General features: G+C 59.0%; 19 protein-coding genes and 1 tRNA gene. 10 read left to right on the forward strand and 10 right to left on the reverse strand.

All coding sequences use genetic code 11. From position 1 onward, the window contains the following. Positions 1-38: 38 nt before the first annotated feature. Positions 39-215 carry a hypothetical protein gene (locus tag QA646_RS03490; protein WP_181316024.1) on the reverse strand — a complete coding sequence of 59 codons (177 nt, stop codon included), beginning with the start codon at positions 213-215 and terminating at the stop codon, positions 39-41. Positions 216-398: 183 nt separating this feature from the next. Beyond that, positions 399-737 carry a DUF2147 domain-containing protein gene (locus QA646_RS03495; protein ID WP_283057633.1) on the reverse strand — a complete coding sequence of 113 codons (339 nt, stop codon included), beginning with the start codon at positions 735-737 and terminating at the stop codon, positions 399-401. 459 nt (positions 738-1,196) lie between these two features. Between QA646_RS03495 and QA646_RS03500 the strand changes: the two genes are divergently transcribed. Then, complete coding sequence (locus QA646_RS03500) at positions 1,197-1,460, forward strand: sel1 repeat family protein (protein WP_283057634.1); 264 nt, start codon at positions 1,197-1,199, stop codon at positions 1,458-1,460. Positions 1,461-1,591: 131 nt separating this feature from the next. Here QA646_RS03500 and QA646_RS03505 read toward each other — a convergent pair whose 3' ends face one another. Then, positions 1,592-2,704 carry a pyridoxal phosphate-dependent aminotransferase gene (locus tag QA646_RS03505; RefSeq protein ID WP_283057636.1) on the reverse strand — a complete coding sequence of 371 codons (1,113 nt, stop codon included), beginning with the start codon at positions 2,702-2,704 and terminating at the stop codon, positions 1,592-1,594. A 92-nt stretch (positions 2,705-2,796) separates the two neighbouring features. Beyond that, complete coding sequence (locus QA646_RS03510; RefSeq protein ID WP_283058959.1) at positions 2,797-3,189, reverse strand: PilZ domain-containing protein; 393 nt, start codon at positions 3,187-3,189, stop codon at positions 2,797-2,799. Positions 3,190-3,416: 227 nt separating this feature from the next. Here QA646_RS03510 and QA646_RS03515 point away from each other — a divergent pair, with 227 nt between their 5' ends. The 3 genes from QA646_RS03515 (at position 3,417) to QA646_RS03525 (ending at position 5,994) form a co-directional block, all read left to right on the forward strand. Then, on the forward strand, positions 3,417-3,863 hold the full coding sequence (locus QA646_RS03515) for a host attachment family protein (protein ID WP_283057638.1): 447 nt from the start codon (positions 3,417-3,419) through the stop codon (positions 3,861-3,863). Positions 3,864-4,120: 257 nt separating this feature from the next. Next, positions 4,121-4,558 carry a glyoxalase superfamily protein gene (locus QA646_RS03520; protein ID WP_283057639.1) on the forward strand — a complete coding sequence of 146 codons (438 nt, stop codon included), beginning with the start codon at positions 4,121-4,123 and terminating at the stop codon, positions 4,556-4,558. Between the two features lie 68 nt (positions 4,559-4,626). After that, complete coding sequence (locus QA646_RS03525) at positions 4,627-5,994, forward strand: MATE family efflux transporter (protein ID WP_283057641.1); 1,368 nt, start codon at positions 4,627-4,629, stop codon at positions 5,992-5,994. Between the two features lie 49 nt (positions 5,995-6,043). Here the strand turns inward: QA646_RS03525 and iolB are convergent, their stop codons facing one another. From iolB to QA646_RS03550, 5 genes are all read right to left on the reverse strand, one after another. After that, entirely contained in the window at positions 6,044-6,841 is a 798-nt protein-coding gene (iolB, locus tag QA646_RS03530) for a 5-deoxy-glucuronate isomerase (RefSeq protein WP_283057642.1), read from the reverse strand. Between the two features lie 74 nt (positions 6,842-6,915). Next, the gene (gene iolE / locus QA646_RS03535) at positions 6,916-7,833 is read right to left on the reverse strand and encodes a myo-inosose-2 dehydratase (protein ID WP_283057643.1); all 918 of its coding nucleotides are present in this window, start codon (positions 7,831-7,833) and stop codon (positions 6,916-6,918) included. Positions 7,834-7,900: 67 nt separating this feature from the next. Continuing rightward, the gene (gene iolD, locus QA646_RS03540; protein WP_283057644.1) at positions 7,901-9,751 is read right to left on the reverse strand and encodes a 3D-(3,5/4)-trihydroxycyclohexane-1,2-dione acylhydrolase (decyclizing); all 1,851 of its coding nucleotides are present in this window, start codon (positions 9,749-9,751) and stop codon (positions 7,901-7,903) included. An 87-nt stretch (positions 9,752-9,838) separates the two neighbouring features. Continuing rightward, on the reverse strand, positions 9,839-11,776 hold the full coding sequence (iolC, locus tag QA646_RS03545; protein WP_283057645.1) for a 5-dehydro-2-deoxygluconokinase: 1,938 nt from the start codon (positions 11,774-11,776) through the stop codon (positions 9,839-9,841). Positions 11,777-11,964: 188 nt separating this feature from the next. Further along, a complete protein-coding gene (locus tag QA646_RS03550; RefSeq protein ID WP_283057646.1) occupies positions 11,965-12,840 on the reverse strand; it encodes a MurR/RpiR family transcriptional regulator in 876 nt (291 codons plus the stop codon). A 233-nt stretch (positions 12,841-13,073) separates the two neighbouring features. Here QA646_RS03550 and QA646_RS03555 point away from each other — a divergent pair, with 233 nt between their 5' ends. The 6 genes from QA646_RS03555 to QA646_RS03580 all read left to right on the forward strand — a co-directional run bounded on the left by QA646_RS03555 (position 13,074) and on the right by QA646_RS03580 (position 19,381). Further along, positions 13,074-14,192: a Gfo/Idh/MocA family oxidoreductase gene (locus QA646_RS03555; protein ID WP_283057647.1), complete on the forward strand. Its 1,119-nt coding sequence runs from the start codon at positions 13,074-13,076 to the stop codon at positions 14,190-14,192. A 146-nt stretch (positions 14,193-14,338) separates the two neighbouring features. Then, the gene (locus tag QA646_RS03560; RefSeq protein ID WP_283057648.1) at positions 14,339-15,556 is read left to right on the forward strand and encodes an FAD-dependent oxidoreductase; all 1,218 of its coding nucleotides are present in this window, start codon (positions 14,339-14,341) and stop codon (positions 15,554-15,556) included. Positions 15,557-15,684: 128 nt separating this feature from the next. Beyond that, positions 15,685-15,775, forward strand: a tRNA-Ser gene (locus QA646_RS03565). A gap of 115 nt (positions 15,776-15,890) precedes the next feature. Further along, a complete protein-coding gene (locus QA646_RS03570; protein ID WP_283057650.1) occupies positions 15,891-16,154 on the forward strand; it encodes a hypothetical protein in 264 nt (87 codons plus the stop codon). Positions 16,155-16,777: 623 nt separating this feature from the next. Beyond that, positions 16,778-17,839, forward strand: coding sequence for a porin (locus QA646_RS03575; protein ID WP_283057651.1), 1,062 nt, complete (start codon positions 16,778-16,780; stop codon positions 17,837-17,839). A gap of 474 nt (positions 17,840-18,313) precedes the next feature. Beyond that, positions 18,314-19,381 (forward strand): porin, encoded by a 1,068-nt coding sequence (locus QA646_RS03580; RefSeq protein ID WP_283057652.1) that lies wholly within the window; start codon positions 18,314-18,316, stop codon positions 19,379-19,381. A 150-nt stretch (positions 19,382-19,531) separates the two neighbouring features. Here QA646_RS03580 and QA646_RS03585 read toward each other — a convergent pair whose 3' ends face one another. Beyond that, a complete protein-coding gene (locus QA646_RS03585) occupies positions 19,532-20,422 on the reverse strand; it encodes an alpha/beta hydrolase (protein WP_283057653.1) in 891 nt (296 codons plus the stop codon). Positions 20,423-20,497 lie beyond the last annotated feature (75 nt).

Here is a 20,497-nt window from a genome sequence, read left to right on the forward strand (position 1 = left end):
GCTTGGCAGTTCGGTTCCCGAAACCGGCGAAGTCGGTCCTATTGTACCGTCGTGCAATAGGGGCTGCCTGTCTGCAGGCAGGTGAAGCTTGCGCCGAAATGCGATTGCGCACCGCTGCGGCCGGTATGTTCGACCGCCACCGAAAAAGTGATCGCAAAGATGGCGGCAAATAGCATGATGATGCCGAAACGCCGCGCCATGATGATCGTGTTCATTGTCCTGGCCCTGCCCGTGCCCTATCCTGGACACTGTTTTGCCATGGTCAGGCTGAACAGGTGCTGAGACACTGGTTCATCCAGTGTTCAGAAATATTACCGGGTTGATGACCTTGGACCAAAGGTCTTTCCCGGGCGAAGCACGTATTGATCGGCCCCCGCGTTCGCCCGGCAAAGTATTTTTTAAAGCTTCGTCCAGGTTTGCGACTTGCAGAAGATCTTGAGAACGCAGCCCTGCATCTTCACGGTTTTACCGCTGACAGTGCCGGAGCCGCTATAGGTCTTGTTCTCCTCTGGATCCGTAAGTTCGCCGGTGTAGGCTCCGTCCTTGCCCTGCATCTTGCCGATCTGGCGGCCGGCATATTTGCCGGTCTTCAGCGTCACGCAGTAGCTGTCGGCGCAAGGCGTGATGGCGGCGGTATCACCTTCCACCGTCTTCCAATTGCCGACGATCGGCTCGTCGGCTAGAGCCACGCCCGCGCTAAAGAGCAGTGCTGCGGTGAGAATGGTGGCGCGAATCATAGTCTTTCCTCCCGAATGTCCTTCGGCCCCACAGCCCGGACATGGCGAAGTTATCCAATACGGACGGAAAGGCAAATAGACTTTCCGGCGCGATTTTCCTGCCGGTCAGCCCTTCCGATCGCATAAAAAAATAGCGAACCTTGTTTCAGCGGCTGTTTTCATGGTGAACGAAGGGTTTAGATCCAAACCTTAACGAGGCGTAAAGCTCGCTCAAAAATCCTTAATTTGCAAGGGAAGCGATGTTTAACAAAATGCCAAGTTTACCAAGCATTTGTACTTTGTTTGCATCGAATTAAGCATGCATTTTAGCCGTTTTTTGAAAGCCGTCTGCGATAGTGAAGCCATCAAACGAGCGGGGCAAACCCGCCGACCGGAAGGATCATCAAGCCGCGATAGACGGCAAGATCCGGAAGGAAAAACAGGGCCGATAACGAATAGACTAAAACAGGGATTGAACCGATGGCACGCTTCGAAATACCGACATCCGAAATGGCCATGATGGGTGGCAACAGCGCTGAAGCCCTTTGCGAATTGGGCATAATCCATGCAACCGGCAGGGGCTGCAAGGCAGACCTCGTTACCGCCCACAAATGGTTGAATATCGCCGCCATCAAGGGCAGCGACCGCGCCGCCGAGCTCCGCGCCGACGTCGCAGCCTCGCTGACCAAGATGGAGCTCGCCACAGCGCTCCGCGCCGCCCGCGAGTGGATGACCACGCACTGAAGCGCGTCACAAGGAATACGACAAACAGCCTCGAAAGAGGGGACCGGTAGCGGGCGGAGAGGCGCGCTGCCACTGTCAGAAAAACCGCGACCGGCCGGAAACAAGGCCGGCGCGGTTTTTCTATGTTTGTGTCAGCCGATCGCTTTCAACACCTTCGGTAGCGCTTCCGCCAGAAGGTCGAGATCGCGCTTTGGCCCGACGCTGATGCGAATGCAGCGATTGAGCGGCGCAACGCCCGGCATTCGGATGAAGACACCGTGCTGGATCAGCCCATCGACGATGGCGCGCGCATAGGCCCCGTCGCGGCCGCAATCGACGGCAACGAAATTGGTGGCAGAGGCGAGCGGTAAAAGCCCGTTGTTGCGGGCAATCGTGCCGATATGGTCCCTCGCGGCGTGGATTTTGCCCACGACTTCGGCGAGATAGGCCTGATCCTTCAGCGCCGCAAGCGCGGCCGCCGTCGCCAACCGGTTCATGCCGAAGTGATTGCGGATCTTGTCGAAAGCCAGCACCGTCTCCGGCACGCCGATGGCATAGCCGACACGTGCGCCGGCAAGGCCGTAAGCCTTGGAGAAGGTGCGGGTGCGCAGCACATTCGGCAGATCGATCAATGCGGAAATATCGGGCAAGGAGTCGGCGGGGCCGGTTTCGCTATAGGCTTCGTCGAGGACGAGCAGGCAGCTTTCCGGCAGTGCGCGGGCGAAGGCGACGATCTTCTCGGAATCCCACCAGCTTCCCATCGGGTTGTCGGGGTTGGCGAAATAGACAAGAGGCGCGTTTTCGCGCTTTACCGCCTCCAGTAGCCCGTCGAGATCCTCACGATCGTCGACATAGGGCACCGTTTCCAGCCGACCGCCAAAGCCGGCCACATGGAAATTGAAGGTCGGATAGCCGCCGAGCGACGTGACGACGGGTGCTCCCGGTTCGACCACCATGCGCACGATGAGGCCGAGCAGGCTGTCGATGCCTTCGCCGACCGCAATGTTCGCGGGCTTGACGCCGAGATGCGCAGCGAGCGCTCCCTTTAAGGCGAAATTTTCCGGATCATTGTATTTCCAGATATCACCTGCCTGCTCGCGCATGGTCTCGATGACGGAGGGAGCGGGGCCGAAGCCGTTTTCATTGGCGCCGATACGCGCTTGGACGGTCAGGCCGCGCTGGCGTTCGAGGGCTTCCGGGCCAACGAAGGGCACAGTGGAGGGGAGGGCGCTGATCAGCGGGGTGAAGCGCGAAAAGGCGGACATTCTGGCTCGTTTTCCCGAATTCGGTTGCAAGGCGCAGCACAATAGGCGCTTGGCGAGCCGTTGCAAGGGTGGAAAAAGCCTGATGCCGACGCCTATTGCCGCTTGCCTCGGGCCGCCATCGCTTCGACATTGCCGATCATGAAATCGGCGCGCACGACGCGTCTCAATGTTTCCGGCTCGATCAGGTTGATGAAGCGAACATTGACGCGGTTGCCCATGCGGCTGATCTCGGCGCAGCCGATGCGATAGGCGAGACCTAGTATGTTCAAATAATAGTGTTTCGGAAGGCCAACGGTCGTGCCGACGATGAAGCTGGCGCCGCCTTGTGAAATGTCGATGATCTCAGCACTGCGGCTTGAGATGCCTGTCAGGCATGGGCGTACGGCAATAATACGGGCCGGCCGCTGAACGAAGAACCGTTCCCACTTCCGTTCGTAGACTTCGGATTTGACTTTCGCCAGATGCGTTGCGCGAAGCATTGTCATTCCCCGGTTGGAGGCTACCGAATTCATCTCGGTTATCGCATCAACCTTGCACGGAGGTTTTGCCTAAGCGTCAATCGAGCCAATCGAATTTTAACGATTAGGCGGTTTTTCAGCCTGTCGGGCTATATCGCATCCCCCGATAGGTAGTTTTGAACCCTTCGCGTCATGAGACGTTCCTTTTCGTTGGCGGTTTTTTGGCCGTTTCATAAAGCGTGAGGACAGGGATGATGGTTGATATCAGAATTTCCCGAGGAACATGGGTTGTCGTTTGCGACGGCGCCAAGGCGCTGATCCTGAAGAGTTCGGATAGCGGCCCGCATCCGGATTTGCGAACGTGCGAAATCATGGAGCAGCCGCATGCACCGGATCGGGAACTCGGCGCGGACAAGCCGGGACGCACGCACCAGGCCGAAGGATTCGGAGCCAGCGCCGTGGAGGAAACGGAATGGCATGAGCAGGCGGCGGCCGAATTTTTGAAAAGCGTCGCGACAAAGGTCGATGCGCTCGTGCAGCAGAAAGGCATCAACCGCCTCGTCCTCGTCGCGCCGCCGCGCGCGCTCGGCCTCCTGCGCCCATGTCTCGGGGCTCATTCGCAGGCGGTTATCGTCGCCGAAGTCGCCAAGGACCTGACGAATTTCCCCGTCGATCAGATCGGGCGTCATCTCGTCGCCTGAAAAACTTGAAAAGGTGGGAAGGGGCGAATACCTCCTCCCTCTTAACTGCGCAGCACCGTCTATAATAATGCTTCATCTTGACATCGGTAGTGGCTTCGATCATACGAAAATCCGGTTCGAGGCACCGGCCGCTCGCGGGTGGAAATCCATGGTGAAGCCTCGCGAATATGGTCACAGCCATCTGGCGCATGCTGACTGGCGGTAATGCGAGCTCCGATCTGCAGTCGTAAACGCATGCCTTCCGAGAGGCTGACTCCGTGACGACGATCTATCCGTCCATCGATGAATTGAAAGCGCAGGCCAAACGTCTGCGTCAGGCCATCGCCGAGCGCGGTGGCGACATTACCCACAGTGCTGCCCTTGAGCTGGTTGCCAAGCAATATGGACTTCGCGACTGGAACACGCTATCGGCACTTGCCGCAAAACCGAACGCGGTGCCCAGCGCGCCGGTTGCCGTCGGAACAGCGGTTCGCGGCCGCTATCTGAACCAGCCCTTCACCGGCAAGGTTCTGGCACTCTCCGAACAGTCTGGCGGGCTTCACAGGATCACCATCCATTTCGACGCTCCGGTGGATGTCGTTACCTTCGAGAGCTTCTCGGCCTTCCGGCAGCGCATCAACGCCCAGATCGATGCCAACGGCATCTCGCCGCGCAAGACCTCGGATGGCGTGCCGCATCTGGTGCTGGACATCTAACCATTCATCCTTTCATCAATCGATCGCAGCCGTCCTTCGGCGGCGCGCGATGCTGCATGGATTTCGCTATGACGAATTATTCCGAAAACAACATCTTCCTGAGCGGTTGGCTGCCGGGCATCTTTGCCCGCACGGCCGCGCCGATCATCATGATCACAACCATCAACGGCCTGTTTGCCGTCGTCGACGCTTATTTCCTCGGCGTCTTCGTGGGTGCCGACGCGCTCTCGGCGGTCAGCCTCATCTTTCCGGCGTTGATGTTGTTGATCGCGCTGCAATCGCTGGTTTCCAACGGCATGGCGAGCATCCTGGCGCGCCGTTTGGGGGCGGGAGATCGAACGGGGGCGAGGCAGGTTTTCAGCGCCGCCCATGGCTTGGCCTTAGCAGTGGTGATCATAATCAATGCGCTCTATTGGATGGCCGGGCGGCAAGTGATCGCGGCAGGTGCTGCTGGCAATGCCGCGGTCGCCGCCAATGCCGGCGCTTTCATGGGCATCATGGTCGGCTTTGCTCCGGTGAGTTTCCTGCTGTCCGTGCACATCGATGCTCTGCGTTGCGAGGGCAAGATCGGCTTCATGACGCTGGTGACGCTTGCCTCGACCCTGCTCAATATTTTCGCCAACTGGCTGCTGATGGCAGTGATGCATTGGGGTGTCATCGGTTCGGCCGCCGGTTCGATCGCGGCGCAATTCATTTGCCTGGCGATCATTCTGCTCTACCGGTGGCGACAGCCGGGCGCATTGAGGCCGTCGCTGTCATTTCCGATTGCCGAATGGCGTGGGATCGTCGCCTTCGGTGCGCCGATGAGCCTCGGCTTCATCGGCATATCCCTGAGTTCTGCGGCAATCCTCTTCAACCTGGCGATTTGGCACGAGGGAGACTATGTCGCGACGGTGGGCGCTTACGGAATCATCACCCGGGTGATGACCTTCGCCTATCTGCCGCTCCTCGGTCTCAGTATCGCCCTGCAGACGATATCCGGGCACAATCACGGCGCCTCACTTTCCGCCCGCGTCGGCCGGAGCCTGCAGATCGCCATGGTGTCGGCGCTGATTTATTGCAGCGTGGTGGAACTGGCCGTCGAAATGCTGGCGGGCAGGCTTGGTGCCCTGTTTGTCGGCAATTCCGTCATCATCGGGGAGGTGGGGCGGATATTGCCCTGGACGGTCGGCGCCTATTTCCTCTTCGGGCAGATGATCGTGCTGTCGTCCTATTTCCAGTCGATCGGCGATGCCAAGCGGGGTGCGATTTTCGGCCTGGCACGGCCCTATCTCTTCACGCTGCCGCTGACGTTCCTGCTGCCCTTCATCTTCGGCGAAACCGGGATCTGGATGGTGCCTGTCTTCGCCGAGACGGGGATGCTCCTGCTCGCCTGCTTGGTGTTGTCGCGCAATGCCAGGGACCGCGGCTGGCGATACGGTCTGCTACCGGCATAAGCATAAAGGCCGCGCCTTCGAGGCGCGGCCTTGCCATGCTCTTGGGAGTTTATGCCTTCAGAAGCCACTCATGTTCCGGCGCATTGTGGAACTTCCAGACGCGTTTCGGACCGGCCATGACGTTGAGATAATAGAGATCGTAGCCATGGCAGGCGGCGCAGGGGTGATATCCTTTCGGCACCAGCGTCACATCGCCATCCTCCAGCACCATGACTTCATCCAGCGAGCGATCATCGGTATAGACCCGCTGGAAGCCGAAGCCCTGCGGCGGGTTGAGACGGTGATAATAGGTCTCCTCGAGGAAGCTTTCGTTCGGCAAATTGTCCTGATCGTGTTTGTGCGGCGGATAAGACGAGGTATGGCCGCCCGGCGTGATGACTTCGACCACCAGGAGGGAGTGCGCCGCACCGTCATCTTCCGGCATGATGTTGTTGACATAGCGGACGTTGGTGCCCTTGCCGCGCGTCAGCGCCGGATGCGTGCCCGGCGGAATGGCCCGCGCCTCATGGGAGCCACCGCCCGGAGCCGAGCAGACGGCCAGTTCGAGATCGGTCTCGGCAACGACGGACCAGTTGGAGCCGGCCGGAATATAAAGCGCGTGCGGCGCGCCTTCGAATGGGCTCATGCGGCCGCCGAGGGAGCCGAAATCCTTGCCCCCCGCCTTGGCGCTCGCCTTGCCGCTGACCCAGACGAGGCAGACTTCGCGGTCGCCGGTCTCGGCGGAAGCGGTCTCGCCGGGCATCAAACGGTAAAGGTCGAAGCCGACATAGGTCCATCCGGCGCTTTCGGGCGTGACACGGGTGACGCGACCGTGGAAGCCATCAGGTTTGACCTTGAGATTTGGCATGGATGTTTTTCCTCTGCTGCTTGGGAAAACCCCCTCGCCAATCTTCGATGGGGCGAGGGGACGCTCGTCTTCCGTTACCCCTTGGGAAAGCCTTCGGTTTCCACCGTATAACCGGCTGCCGTCATGACGCGCATCAATTCGGCGTGGCCGATCTCGGCCATCTTCTGCGGCGGAGCCTTGCGCGGGTCCTGTTCGGCCTCGACGACGAACCAGCCTTCGTAACCGTAATCCGCAAAACGCTTGACAATAGCGCCGAAATCGAGCGAGCCGTCGCCCGGCACTGTGAACGCGCCGAGTGCCACCGCGTCGAGGAAGGACTGCCGGCTGCGATCCAGCCCGTCCACAACGGACTTGCGGATGTCCTTGACGTGAACGTGGTTGATGCGGGCGTGATGATTGTCGATGGCGCGGAGCACGTCGCCGCCGGCAAAGGCCAGATGACCCGCATCGAGGAGAAGCGGAATGCCTTCGCCGGAATTGCGCATGAAGGCGTCGAGTTCCGGCTCAGTTTCGACGACGGCCGCCATGTGATGATGGTAGGAGAGCGGCATGCCCTGCTCGGCGCACCATTCGCCAAACTCGGTGACGCGGCGGGCGTAGGACTTCATCTCTTCATCCGAAAGACGCGGCTTGGTGGCGAGCGGCTTGGAGCGGTCGCCCTGGATGGAACGGCCGACTTCGCCATAGACGATGCAAGGCGCATTGACCGCCTTGAACAGCTCGATCATCGGAGCGATGCGATCCTTGTTCGCGGCCAGCTCCTCATTGACCAGCGTGCCCGAGAACCAGCCGCCGCAAAGCGTCACGTCGGCGGCGCGCAGGATCGGCAGCATCTCATCGGGATTGCTGGGGAAACGCCGGCCCTGTTCCATACCGGTAAAGCCGGCGCCGCGTGACTGGCGCAGGCATTCCTCGAGTGATACGTCGTCGCTGAGTTCCGGAAGATCGTCGTTCCACCAGGCGATGGGCGACATGCCGAGTTTGGCCTTCATCAATAGTCTCCTTAAAAGCAGTGTTGGAGGAGCGCGGCCGCTCCTCCAGAAAGATGGCGAAAATCGATTAGCCGATGCGCTGGGCGGCGCGGGCTTTTTCATAGCCGGCACGGGCCTTGTTGACTTCGGCGCGCGGGCTGACCTCGGGAACGGCGACATCCCACCAGTGCCCGCCTTCGTCCGTGGTAATCAGCGGATCGGTGTCGATGACGATGACCGAGGTGCGGTCGTTCTTTTTCGATGCTTCGATTGCCTGTTCCAGCTCGGCGATAGAGGCAACTTTGACGGCAACGGCGCCCATGCTCTCGGCATGCGCCCGGAAATCGATCTCCGGCATGATTTCGTGCCGCGAATCCTTGAGCAGATTGTTGAAGTTCGCGCCGCCGGTCGCCATCTGGAGCCGGTTGATGCAGCCGTACCCTCTGTTGTCGAGGAGGACGATGGTGAGTTTCAGGCCGAGCATCACAGAAGTCGCCAGCTCCGAATTCAGCATCATGTAGGAGCCGTCGCCGACCATGACGACGACTTCCTTGTCCGGGCGCGCCATCTTCGCGCCAAGGCCGCCAGCGATCTCATAGCCCATGCAGGAGAAACCGTATTCCATGTGATAGCTGCCGGGCGCGGTCGCCGGCCAGAGCTTATGCAGCTCCCCCGGCAGGCCGCCGGCCGCGCAGAGCACAATGCTTTTCTCGCCGCCGATCGTGCGGGTGACGGCGCCGATCACCTGGGCATCGGAGGGCAGGGCGGTATTCGTCGTTGCCATCGCCTTGGCAGCAGCCTCCAGCCAGATCTTCTTTTCCTGTGTCGCCTTCTCGACAAGCACCGACGGAGCTTTCCAGCCGGAAAGGCCGGCGGACAAAGCTTTCAGTCCTTCGCGGGCATCTGTCACTAGGGGGTGACCACTGTGCTTCGACGCATCATAGGCCGCAATGTTGAGGCCGATCATCGTTAGCTTTTCGTTCTTGAACAGCGCCCAGGAACCGGTGGTGAAATCCTGGCAGCGGGTGCCGACAGCGATAACCAGATCGGTTTCCTCGGCAATCGCGTTTGCGGCCGAAGTGCCGGTGACGCCGACCGAGCCAAGCGCCAGCGGATGCGTTTCGTCGATCGCCGATTTACCCGCCTGTGTCACGACGACGGGAATGGCATGTGCTTCCGCGAAAGCAGCAAGCTCCTTCGTCGCCTGGGAATAAAGCACGCCGCCGCCGGCGACGATCACGGGCTTTTCGGATCTGCGGATCAGCGCGATGGCGTTTGCCAGTTCATCCGCATCCGGCTGCGGGCGGCGCGGCGTCCAGACGCGTTCCTCGAAGAAGCTCTCCGGATAGTCGAAGGCCTCAGCCTGCACATCCTGGCAAAGCGACAATGTCACCGGACCGCAATCGAGCGGATCGGTCAGAACCTGCATGGCGCGCTTCAGCGCCGTGATGATCTGCTCGGGCCGGGTGATGCGATCGAAATAGCGTGAAACAGGACGGAAGGCATCGTTGGCCGATACCGTGCCGTCGCCGAAATCCTCGATCTGCTGCAACACCGGATCGGGAGCGCGGTTGGCGAAGACATCGCCGGGGAGGAAAAGCACTGGGATGCGGTTGACATGCGCCACGCCGGCGGCGGTCACCATATTCAGCGCGCCAGGACCGATCGATGTCGTGCAGGCCATGAAGCGCTGGCGGAAGCTGGTCTTCGCATAGGCAATGGCGGCATGCGCCATGCCCTGTTCGTTATGGGCGCGGTAGGTCGGCAATTCCTCGCGCACCTGGTAGAGCGCTTCCCCCATGCCGGCGACGTTGCCATGGCCGAAGATCGCCCAGACCCCGCCGAAGATCGGCTGTTTCTGGCCATCGATCACGGTCATCTGCTTTTTGAGGAAATGCGCGACGGCCTGCGCCATCGTCAATCGGATCGTCTTGCCCATGGGGCGCCTCCCAAATGCATTTTAGTCCATTGTTTGCGCATCGCTTTACCGGAAAACCGGTATCCACGTTTCGGAGCGATGCGCCAGCTATTCCAGGCCGCGGGTTTTCAGCCACGCCTGGGTCAATTGCCGGAAGCGGCCGGCCATGTCGGCTATCGCTTCCTCGTCGTTCATGCCGCCCGACATCCAGGCGCGCGCCGCATCGGAAAAGATCGTCCGTCCGACGGCGAAACCCTTGACGGAGGGCGCGGCGAGCGTGGCTTCAAAGCTGCGGATCAATTCCTCAGCCGGCGCTTCCAGGCCAAGCAGCACGATACCCCTGCACAATGGATCATTTTTGGCGATTACGGCATCGATTTTTTTCCAGGCCGCGGTCGATTCCTGCGGTTCCAGCTTCCACCAGTCCGGCTTGATGCCGAGCGCGTAGAGTTCTTCCATTGCCGTCGGGATCGTATCGTCGGTCAACGGTCCGTTCTTGCCGGCGATGATTTCGACCAGCAGCTCGCGGCCAACCTTGCGCGCGGCTTCGAACAGAGTGCGCAGCTTTTCCTGCTGCTCCGCCTTCAATTCCGCGGGATCGTCGGGGTGGTAGAAGCACAGGCACTTGATGCAATGATTGAGCGGCCATTCAACGAGTTGTGAGCCGATATCCTGGCTGAATTCGAATTTCAGCGGCTTCGATCCCGGCAATTCGACGGGGCGGCCGATCCAGGTGAAGTTCTTTGTGGCGGCGTCGAAGAATGCGTCGCGACCGAAGCGCTCGTCGATCAGCATGCCGTAGCCGGCGCGCCCATCCGAAACGCGTGCCGCCGCCTCGACCGCAAGCCGTTTGAAGGCAATGATCCTGTCGTGGCCGATACCCAGTTCATCAGCAACGCTGACGAGCTGCGAGCGATGATCGATGGCGAGCGCCATCAGCAACGGGATTTCGTCACCGCGGCGTGTCGTCGCCCAATGAATGTGGTTGATCGCCTCGTCCTTACGCAGCGCCCGATGTTCGCTGCCTGTCTTCAGGAAGAAATCGAGTTCGGCCCAGGTCGGATATTCCGGCGAGCAGAGCAGGCGAGAGACCGCAAAGGCGCCGCAGGCATTGGCCCAGGTGGCGCAGGTCTTCAGCGGTTCGTCACGCAAGAAGCCGCGCAGGAAGCCGGACATGAAGGCATCGCCGGCACCAAGCACGTTGAACACTTCGATCGGAAAGCCCTGGCCGACGATGCCGGCTTCGAGGTCGTCGGAGATCGGGCCATCATAAACGATGCAGCCCATGGCGCCGCGCTTCAGGACGATGGTTGCCGAGGAAAGGCGGCGGATTTCCTTCAATGCGCCAAGCACATCGTCGGCGCCCGAGGCAATCATGATTTCCTCTTCGGTGCCGACGATCAGGTCGCAATCCGGAAGCGTCTCTTTCATCTTCGAGGAGACACGATCCGACTTCACATAACGTTCGAATCCCTCGGCGTGGCCGGCGAGGCCCCAGAGATTCGGCCGGTAATCGACATCGAAGATCACCTTGCGGCCGTTCGCCTTGGCGATGCGGATCGCCTTGCGCTGTGCTGCTTCCGTATTCGGCTTGGAAAAATGCGTGCCGGAGACGAGGACTGCGCGGGAGGACTTGATGAAATTCTCATCGATGTCACCCTCGTCGAGCGCCATGTCGGCGCAGTCGGAGCGATAGAAGATCATCGGCGACACGCCCTCGGCCTCGACCGCAAGCAATACCAGGGCCGTCAGCCTTTCCTTGTCGGTGGCGATCCCTGCTGTCGCCACACCTTCGCGTGCCGTCTGTTCACGGATGAAACGGCCCATCTGTTCGTCGCCGACGCGGGTGATCAAGCCGGATTTCAAGCCGAGGCGCGCTGTGCCGATAGCGATATTGGCGGGGCAGCCGCCGACGGATTTGGCAAAGGATGCAATATCCTCCAGCCGCGAGCCGATCTGCTGTCCGTAAAGATCGACGGAGGAGCGGCCGATGGTGATCACGTCGAGTATTGGCTCCGGCTGGGCGCCAGGATTGTCTTGTGCCATTATGTCCTCCCGTCCAGGCATGATCCCGATAACTCTTCAGTTTCCGATGGGGTCACGCGTCATTGAAAGTGCCGGTCCGTCCGTCTTCGTTTTCGTCCGGGCTCTGGTAGATCTTGCGGCCATCTCCTGCAGCCGCGTTCATGGATGTAATGAAACATTGGTTCCGTAATTTTGTCAATTCGGAATGTTTATTCCATTTTGGATTTGTGGAATTTTGCGACCGCTTCTTTCCTCCGCCGTTCGGCTATAGCGACGGGGAAGGCCATGATCAGCGCCATGGATGCCGACAGCGAGCGGAAGCCGGCAAAATCGGCCTCCGCCACCTCGAACCAATGGGTGGCGCAGCCCGTAAGCGGGGAAAAGGCCGAATCGGTAATGGCGATGACCGGCACGTTGCGTCCGGCGAGATCCTGCGCCTGGGCCAGGCTGTCGGCGGCGTAAGGGGAGAAGCTCGCAGCAATCGCCGCGTCCCTTTCCGTGGCAAAGCGGGCAAGCTCGCCATCGATGCCGTTCGGCGAAGCAACGATCTGATGGCGGATGTTCAGTTTGGAAAAGGCGTAAGTCATGTGCGCCGTCAACGGGTATGAACGGCGCTTGGCGATAAGATAGATCGTCTCGGCCGCGGCAAGCACATCGACCGCCTTGGCAAAGGTATCCGTCTCGATGGTCGCGGCAAGCTTGTTGATCGACTGACTGGCGGCAGAAAGGAAGCCCGAGAGAATGCCGGCCTCTTCATCCTCGATGCCGGATTGTTCGAGCGTGATCAGCCGCTCTTCGTAGCTCAGCGTCCGGTCGCGGAGCCGCTCGCGGAAAATGCTCTGCAGGTCGGAGAAACCGCCATATCCGAGATGATGGGCAAGACGCACCAGCGTAGAAGGCTGGACATCGGCTGCCGTGGCGATGCTTGCCGTGGTGCCGAAGGCGATTTCATCCGGATTGCCAAGTGCGAAAGCCGCAACCTGCGCCAGACGTTTCGGCATGGAATTCTTACGCTCGATAATGGTGCTGCGGAGGCTTTCAAAATCTCGCGGCACCTTGGTTCGCGTTTCGATTTCGTTATCCATGCCTGCGCCCTTCTCGACGGTATCTCCGTCGATGAAACAAATATTCCATATTTCCCACGATAACGGATTTTGAATGAATCGGCACGATTATTTTTAAGCGCATGAATTTACTTCCATAAATATCATTTCATAGATGATACGCCATAATCGATCGGTGCGCCGGCTTGTCAAAACGGTCCAAATATTCCAAAAATCGCCCCTGGCTTCAGGAGGAAGCTGATGGAGGAATGGATATGAAGTCGCTTGGCGTCGGATTGATCGGAACCGGCTATATGGGCAAATGCCATGCGCTCGCTTGGAATGCGGTCAAGACCGTGTTCGGCGATGTGGAGCGCCCGCGCCTTGTGCATCTTGCGGAAGCCAATGCCGACCTGGCGAAAGCGCGGGGCGACGAATTCGGTTTCGAAAAGGCGACCGCCGACTGGCGCGCGCTGATCGCCGATCCCGAAGTCGATGTCGTCTCCGTCACCACGCCCAATCAGTTCCATCCGGAAATGGCGATCGCGGCGCTGGAAGCCGGCAAGCATGTCTGGTGCGAAAAGCCGATGGCGCCGGCTTATGCCGATGCCGAACGCATGTTGAGCGCCGCCAAAGCCTCCGGCAAGGTCGCCATCCTTGGCTACAATTATATCCAGAACCCGGTGATGCGGCATATCAAGGCGCTGATCGGCGAAGGCGCGATCGGCGAGGTCAACCACGTCCGTGTCGAAATGGATGAAGATTTCATGGCCGATCCGGAGGGCTTCTTTTATTGGAAAAGCGAGCTTGCGAGCGGTTATGGCGCGCTCGACGATTTCGCCGTGCATCCGCTGTCGCTGCTCTGGTTCCTGTTCGGCCATGTCGAAGCTGTTATCACCGATATGGGGAAGCCCTATGCCGAACGTCCACTGAAGGACGGCGGGCGGCGCGCGGTCGAGAATCACGATCTCGCCAATGTGCTGATGCGGCTCGGTGGTGGCATTTCCGCTGTGCTGATGGCGAATCGCTCCGCCTGGGGCCGCAAGGGCCGTATCGCGCTGCAGATCTTCGGCTCGAAAGGCTCGATCGTCTATGACCAGGAGCGCATGAACGAATTCGAGCTCTATCAGGCGGATGGCAGGCAAACCGAGCAGGGCTTCCGCAGGATTCTCGCCGCACCGGCTCACCGGCCCTATGACCGGTTCATCCCGGCTCCTGGCCATGGACTCGGATTCAACGATCTGAAGATCATCGAATGCCGGGAGCTGATCAGTGCCATTTCCGGCGATATGGCGTCCGTCGTAGGCTTCGCGGATGGCTTGCGCATCGAAAAATCGGTGCACGCGATGGCGCAATCGTTCCATGAACGTCGCTGGGTCGAGATATCGGCCTGAGCGTTTGCCCTAATTTCCTCCCGATCTCTGGCGCAAGGTCAGCTATGATTGACGCTTGCAAGGGGAGGCGTTACCCCTGAAATCCATGAGAGCGTCGCCCTATATCAGGATAACGACCGCTATAATCATATAATGGAGTAAGAATCGTGACGGGCAGATTGGTCATTGTCGGGGCCGGACAGGCCGGTTTCGCGTTTGCCGCCAAATTGCGGACGCTTGGAGATTCGAGGCCGGTCACCATTATTGGCGCGGAGGAAAACCTTCCCTATCAGCGGCCGCCGCTGACCAAGAAATATCTTCTCGGCGAGATGGCCTTCGACCGGCTGCTGTTCCGCCCCGAGCATTGGTATTCCGAGAACAATGTCGAGATTCGTCTGTCTACCTGGGTCGAGCAGATCGACCGGGCGGCAAAGCAGGTAGTCATGCAGGACGGTTCGGCGCTGGCTTATGATGTGCTGGCGCTGGCGACCGGCGCCACGCCGCGCCGCTTGCCGCCCTCCGTCGGAGGCGCGCTCGAAGGCGTCTATCTCGCCCGCGACAAGCGCGATGCCGACCAGCTTGCCAGCGAAATGCGCGCGGGCCGCCGTGTTCTCATCATCGGCGGCGGTTATATCGGCCTCGAAGCCGCGGCGGTTGCCCGCCACCGCGGCCTCGAAGTCACGCTTATCGAAATGGCCGACAGGATCCTGCAGCGCGTCGCCGCCAAGGAGACGGCCGACATCATGCGGGCGATCCACCGCAAACATGATGTCGTCATTCGCGAAAAGACCGGCCTCAAGCAGTTGATAGGCAAGAACGGCCATGTCGTCGCCGCCGAGCTGTCCGATGGCTCCACCATAGACGTCGATTTCGTGATCGTCGGTATCGGCGTTGCCCCGAATGACCGGTTGGCCAAGGAGGCAGGGCTGGAAGTTGGTAACGGCATCATAGTCGATTCGTTTGCCCGCACCTCCGATCCCTCGATCTTCGCCGTGGGCGATTGCGCCGAATTGCCTTGGAGCGACGGCCGCATCCGTCTCGAATCGGTACAGAACGCCGTCGACCAGGCCGAAGCCGCAGCCGGAATCATCGCCGGCGGCAACGAACCCTATGATCCGAAGCCATGGTTCTGGTCGGATCAATATGACGTGAAATTGCAGATCGCCGGCTTCAACCACGGCTACGACGAAACCCTTCTGCGCGCCGGCACCCGTGAAGGGTCGGCTTCGGTCTGGTATTTCAAAGAGGGCAGCTTCATCGCCGTCGATGCCATCAACGACGCAAAGGCCTATGTGACCGGCAAGAAGCTGCTGGAAACCGGCACCAACCCGGCAAAGGCTGTCCTGGCCGACTCGGCCGCGGACCTTAAGCAGTTGCTGAGTTAAGAGGGAGCCGCACGCCGGCTCTCGGGTTCCCTCTGCAGGATGCGCATATCGCCGAATGCAGGGAGAACGTGCATGGAGGCGAAAAAGCGCTTGCGTCGATAAATGAATGGCCGTATCAGGGCCGCACCGGAGAGGTGGCCGAGTGGTCGAAGGCGCTCCCCTGCTAAGGGAGTATACGTCAAAAGCGTATCGTGGGTTCGAATCCCATCTTCTCCGCCATCAACTCATACCGAAGACATAGGTAACGGTTCGTCCCTGAGGCATGGGTGACAACGAATTGCCGATGGTTTGCAGGGCCCTCCGCTTCAAACCGATATGGCCCGGATCGTAGGGCATGAACGCACCGGCTGTTCCGACCGATTCGTCTGCGCCTCCAGCCCTCGCTCTTGGAATGATTGACGATCTTGCAGCCGGTCTTGCGCGAGATAATGAGCTTTCGGCACTCGCCGCTCACGCCTTCACCCTCCAGTACATGGTCGACGAATCGAAGACGTTCCTCCATCACCGAAATCTCTCTCCGCCACATCAACACCTCTCGCTCGACGCGGAAAGTGTTACCCATGTCTCCGGTTATTACGCCCACCTACCGCCAGGTTAGGCTACTCCGCCGCTGGGCACTCTACAGAACAATCCCTCCAAATTGATGATGCGAAGTAGGGCATCTCTGAACTTCGTCCGCAACCGATTCTCTTTTGTCATTCCGCTGCAATCTTGTTGGCGGATAACTGTTAATGCCGATTCTTGATCGAATCGGCCGCAGCAGAATCACCGTCTCGCGATTCCGTGCTGAAGCGGCGAAGGTGGATTTGCTCGTTCGGCACGGTTGATGGCTGTCCCGGCGGATGTCGAAAATGGCGAACAACACGTCGCGGCAGCCATGGATTTGCCCTGGAACGGCCACTGTGATGGCCTGCCCGCTCCCTACCTTTTCATTTAAAAGCGGCCTGTAAGTGCTGGTGCCTTAAGGGCTTTCTTAACAAACTATAAACAAATCCGCGGCCTGCATCGTGGACTTGTGTCCTTTCGGCAACAGGAATAACGGAAGGCTCATGCAAATCCCTCTTTCCGGCAAGATGTAGATTGCGTGACAGTTCGCGTCTTGTATTTTCAATCTCGGAAGCGAGGGCGATTGATCGTCCACTTCTTGAAACACGAGGATGGGGCAGGGAATGCCTTCGGGTAGTTCTCATTCTCGATTGAAACTTTGACTGGAGGTCAATAATGAACATCAAGAGCCTTCTTCTCGGCTCCGCTGCTGCGCTTGTAGCAGTTTCCGGTGCTCGCGCGGCTGACGCTGTTGTTGCCGCTGAGCCGGAGCCGCTCGAATACGTTCGCATCTGCGACGCATACGGCGCAGGCTACTTCTTCATTCCGGGCACCGAAACCTGCCTCAAGATCGGCGGCAAGGTTCGTACGGAAGGTGAATGGTACGACGCTTACAACCCGAACAATGTTCGTGGCACGCTCTGGCATACCCGCGCTGAGCTGAACGTCGAAACCGCGACCGACACCGAATACGGTCCGCTGAAGACGAACACCATCCTTCGTTGGGATTGGCAGGAAGGCGGCTCCACGAGCACGAACCTTCTGTGGTCGTACATCAGCCTCGGCGGCTTCAGCGTTGGTAAGCAGGACTCCTGGTTCAACCAGTTCACTGGTTACGCCGGCGACGTCATCAACGACGACGTGGTCTATGATGGCCCGTACGAACTCAACCAGATCACCTACAACTATGATGCCGGCAACGGCTTCACGGCTGTGATCTCGTTGGAAGACAGCAACTCCGGCGTTGGCGCAACCGGCTCTAACGGCGAAGACAGCTCGGATCACTACGCTCCGGACGTCGTTGCCGGTGCTGGCTACAAGGCTGGCGCATGGTCCTTCAAGGTCGTCGGTGGTTATGACTCCATCGTCGAAGAAGGCGCCATCAAGGCTCGTGTCGACGCTGACTTCGGCGCCTTCTCGGCCTTCTTGATGGGCGGCTGGAACACGGACGGCGACAAGCTGAACAAGTATGCTGGCTCGAACGGTGGCGGCGACGCTGCTGGCATCGGCTGGGGCGACTGGGCAGTTTGGGGCGGCGTTGGCGTTCCGATCAACGAAAAGCTGAAGTGGAACCTGCAGCTCGCCTACACCGACTCGAAGATCTTTGCCGCTACGACGAACCTCAAGTTCAACCCGGTCAAGAACCTGCTCATCGAGCCGGAAGTATCTTACACCAACTGGGATTCGATCAACGAAGATCAGTGGGCTGGTATCCTCCGCTTCGAGCGCACTTTCTAATCTGATTTGACCTCGGTCATGATCTGATTGTCACATTCGTGACGAAAAGCCCGGCTTTCGAGCCGGGCTTTTTGCATTTCGGGACACACGATCTGAGGGCCTCCAATACCGGAAAGACATCGACCTTTATTTCCAAAATTTATAACATTCTAATTAAGTATAGATGCTTTAAATTTGAGCGCCTTCGAAAGTAACACCAAGTAGAGTTCTACTTTAGAGCGCAGCAACTATGTGACAGTTTTGCGACGTGATTTTTGTGCAACGCAAAATTCGAAACCATTGTCACATATGATTATAGTTTGTCTTTGATATTGCTCTGAAAAATTTGATCTGTAGGTTCGCAACCCGGAAGCAAGGCTTATCGTCTTGGTTCTCCCAGATCAGGGGTCAACTTTGAACACAGGGGTGGGGTAAGGCACGTCGTTTTTCGGCGCGAATTCTCATGCCTAATCGATATTTAGAACTGGAGTTATTATGAACATCAAGAGCCTTCTTCTCGGCTCCGCTGCTGCGCTGGCAGCAGTTTCCGGTGCTCATGCAGCCGATGCCGTCGTTGCTGCCGAGCCGGAGCCGCTTGAATACGTTCGCATCTGCGACGCTTATGGCGCTGGCTACTTCTTCATTCCGGGCACCGAAACCTGCCTCAAGATCGGCGGCCGCGTTCGTACGGAAGGTGGTTGGTACAACGCTTACAAGGCTGGCCAGGACGCAGGCGCCCGCGGCACCTATTGGCATACTCGTGCCGAACTCTCCGTAGATACCGCCACCGACACCGAATATGGTCCGCTGAAGACGGATACGGTTCTCCGTTGGGACTGGCAGGAAGGCGGCTCGACGGCGACGAAGCTCCTCTGGGCGAATATCAGCCTCGGCGGTTTCCTGGTCGGCAAGAACGATTCGGTTTACTCGAGCTTCCTCGGCTATGCCGGCGACGTTATCAACGACGACGTGATCGAGTACGGTATCAACGGCACCGATGAACTGAACCAGATTACCTATAAATATGATGCGGGCAACGGCTTCACGGCAGTGATCTCGTTGGAAGACAGCAACTCCGGCACCGGCGCAACCGGTGCGAACGGCGAAAACAGCTCCGATCACTATGCACCTGACGTCGTTGCCGGTGCTGGTTACAAGGCCGGCGCATGGCAGTTCCGCGTAGTCGGCGGTTATGATTCCATCGTCGAAGAAGGCGCCATCAAGGCTCGTGTCGATGCTGACTTCGGCGTTCTGTCTGCCTTCGTTATGGGCGGCTGGAACACGGATGGCGACAAGCTCAATAAGTATGCCGGTGCTGGCGGTGCTGGTCTCGGCTGGGGCGACTGGGCAGTTTGGGGCGGCATTGGCGTTCCGATCAACGACAAGCTGAAGTGGAACGTTCAGGTTTCTTACGACGACCTGAAGACTTTCGCAGCCACGACCAACATCAAGTGGAACCCGGTGAAGAACCTGCTGATCGAGCCGGAAGTCACCTACGTCAACTACGATGCGGTCAACAAGGACACCTGGGCCGGCATCCTGCGCTTCCAGCGTAACTTCTAATAAAGAAGTCCGCTCACTGATCTGACCTCCGATCAGAAGGGATTGGCCCGGTTTTCCCAATCGGGCCTTTCCTTTTTTGCGTTTCAGCTCTCTGAATTCTAAAACTGCAGCGACCTTTCTGCGTTCAAATTGAACGTAGCGCTCTGGAATTCAAATCGTGGCAAGGAAATGCCGAATCGCGGCCGGAATATCTCCGAGGTGCAGAATCGGAGCATGTCCCTGGCCGACGGCAATCTTCACCCTCATGCCGGGATGCCGCCTTGCCATCTCTTCGATACTGGCCGTCGTCAGCAGTTTCGAATTCTCCCCGCGAATCACCATCAAGGGAATTTTCTGAAACGATTCGAATTGCGGCCAGAGATCCGGCAGCGGCGCTTCAAGGTCGAGTGACTTCATCTGTGCGGCAATAGCGGGATCGAAATCCGCAATGATTTTTCCATCTCTGTACGTATAGATCGCCTGCGCCATGTCGCGCCAATCGTCTGCCGTCAGCGCCGTGAAAGCGTCGCCATGATTTTCCCTCAGAATCTCGACAGCCTCGTTCCAATCGGCCGGCCTCCTGTCACGATTCAGATAGTCTCGGATGTTGCCGAGCCCTTCTTTTTCCAGAACGGGACCGATGTCGTTGAGAATGACAGCCTTCAGGATATCGGGATGGCTTGCGGCCAGCAGATGCAGGACGAGGCCGCCGCGCGACGTGCCGATGAAAACGGCCTTCGATATATTCAGCGTGGCGCAGGTCGCGAGCACATCCTGGGCCTCGACGGCGAGATTGTAGTGGCTCTTGTCATCGTCCCAGGCCGACAAACCTCGTCCCCGGGCATCGAGCGTAATCACTCTGCGCGGTTTCACCGGATCTCGCGACAGAAGCAGCGCCAAATCGTGAAAATCCCGGGAATTGCGGGTCAGACCCGGCAAGCAGACGATCGGCGACAGGCTTGAGCTCGACGATTCGCCACCGTAATCGCGTGCGTGGAGCCTCAGCCCGTCCGGCGCCGGGATTGTTCTGCTGACAAAGCCGCTCTCATCGTCATTGCGCATGGATAGCCCTCATGGGTGGCGTTTCACGAGGGATGTAACGCGATTTTGTCGTTCTGAACAATCGCGTTGCGTCGG

Origin of the sequence: Rhizobium sp. CB3090 (assembly GCF_029714285.1) — a bacterium.
Lineage (GTDB): Bacteria > Pseudomonadota > Alphaproteobacteria > Rhizobiales > Rhizobiaceae > Rhizobium.

Bases quoted from the DNA above. Each gene is read 5' to 3' on its own strand.
- QA646_RS03490 (WP_181316024.1), bottom strand. From the start codon at position 215: ATGAACACGATCATCATGGCGCGGCGTTTCGGCATCATCATGCTATTT.
- QA646_RS03495 (WP_283057633.1), bottom strand. From the start codon at position 737: ATGATTCGCGCCACCATTCTCACCGCAGCACTGCTCTTTAGCGCGGGC.
- QA646_RS03500 (WP_283057634.1), top strand. From the start codon at position 1,197: ATGGCACGCTTCGAAATACCGACATCCGAAATGGCCATGATGGGTGGC.
- QA646_RS03505 (WP_283057636.1), bottom strand. From the start codon at position 2,704: ATGTCCGCCTTTTCGCGCTTCACCCCGCTGATCAGCGCCCTCCCCTCC.
- QA646_RS03510 (WP_283058959.1), bottom strand. From the start codon at position 3,189: ATGACAATGCTTCGCGCAACGCATCTGGCGAAAGTCAAATCCGAAGTC.
- QA646_RS03515 (WP_283057638.1), top strand. From the start codon at position 3,417: ATGGTTGATATCAGAATTTCCCGAGGAACATGGGTTGTCGTTTGCGAC.
- QA646_RS03525 (WP_283057641.1), top strand. From the start codon at position 4,627: ATGACGAATTATTCCGAAAACAACATCTTCCTGAGCGGTTGGCTGCCG.
- iolB (WP_283057642.1), bottom strand. From the start codon at position 6,841: ATGCCAAATCTCAAGGTCAAACCTGATGGCTTCCACGGTCGCGTCACC.
- iolE (WP_283057643.1), bottom strand. From the start codon at position 7,833: ATGAAGGCCAAACTCGGCATGTCGCCCATCGCCTGGTGGAACGACGAT.
- iolD (WP_283057644.1), bottom strand. From the start codon at position 9,751: ATGGGCAAGACGATCCGATTGACGATGGCGCAGGCCGTCGCGCATTTC.
- iolC (WP_283057645.1), bottom strand. From the start codon at position 11,776: ATGGCACAAGACAATCCTGGCGCCCAGCCGGAGCCAATACTCGACGTG.
- QA646_RS03550 (WP_283057646.1), bottom strand. From the start codon at position 12,840: ATGGATAACGAAATCGAAACGCGAACCAAGGTGCCGCGAGATTTTGAA.
- QA646_RS03555 (WP_283057647.1), top strand. From the start codon at position 13,074: ATGAAGTCGCTTGGCGTCGGATTGATCGGAACCGGCTATATGGGCAAA.
- QA646_RS03570 (WP_283057650.1), top strand. From the start codon at position 15,891: ATGAACGCACCGGCTGTTCCGACCGATTCGTCTGCGCCTCCAGCCCTC.
- QA646_RS03575 (WP_283057651.1), top strand. From the start codon at position 16,778: ATGAACATCAAGAGCCTTCTTCTCGGCTCCGCTGCTGCGCTTGTAGCA.
- QA646_RS03580 (WP_283057652.1), top strand. From the start codon at position 18,314: ATGAACATCAAGAGCCTTCTTCTCGGCTCCGCTGCTGCGCTGGCAGCA.
- QA646_RS03585 (WP_283057653.1), bottom strand. From the start codon at position 20,422: ATGCGCAATGACGATGAGAGCGGCTTTGTCAGCAGAACAATCCCGGCG.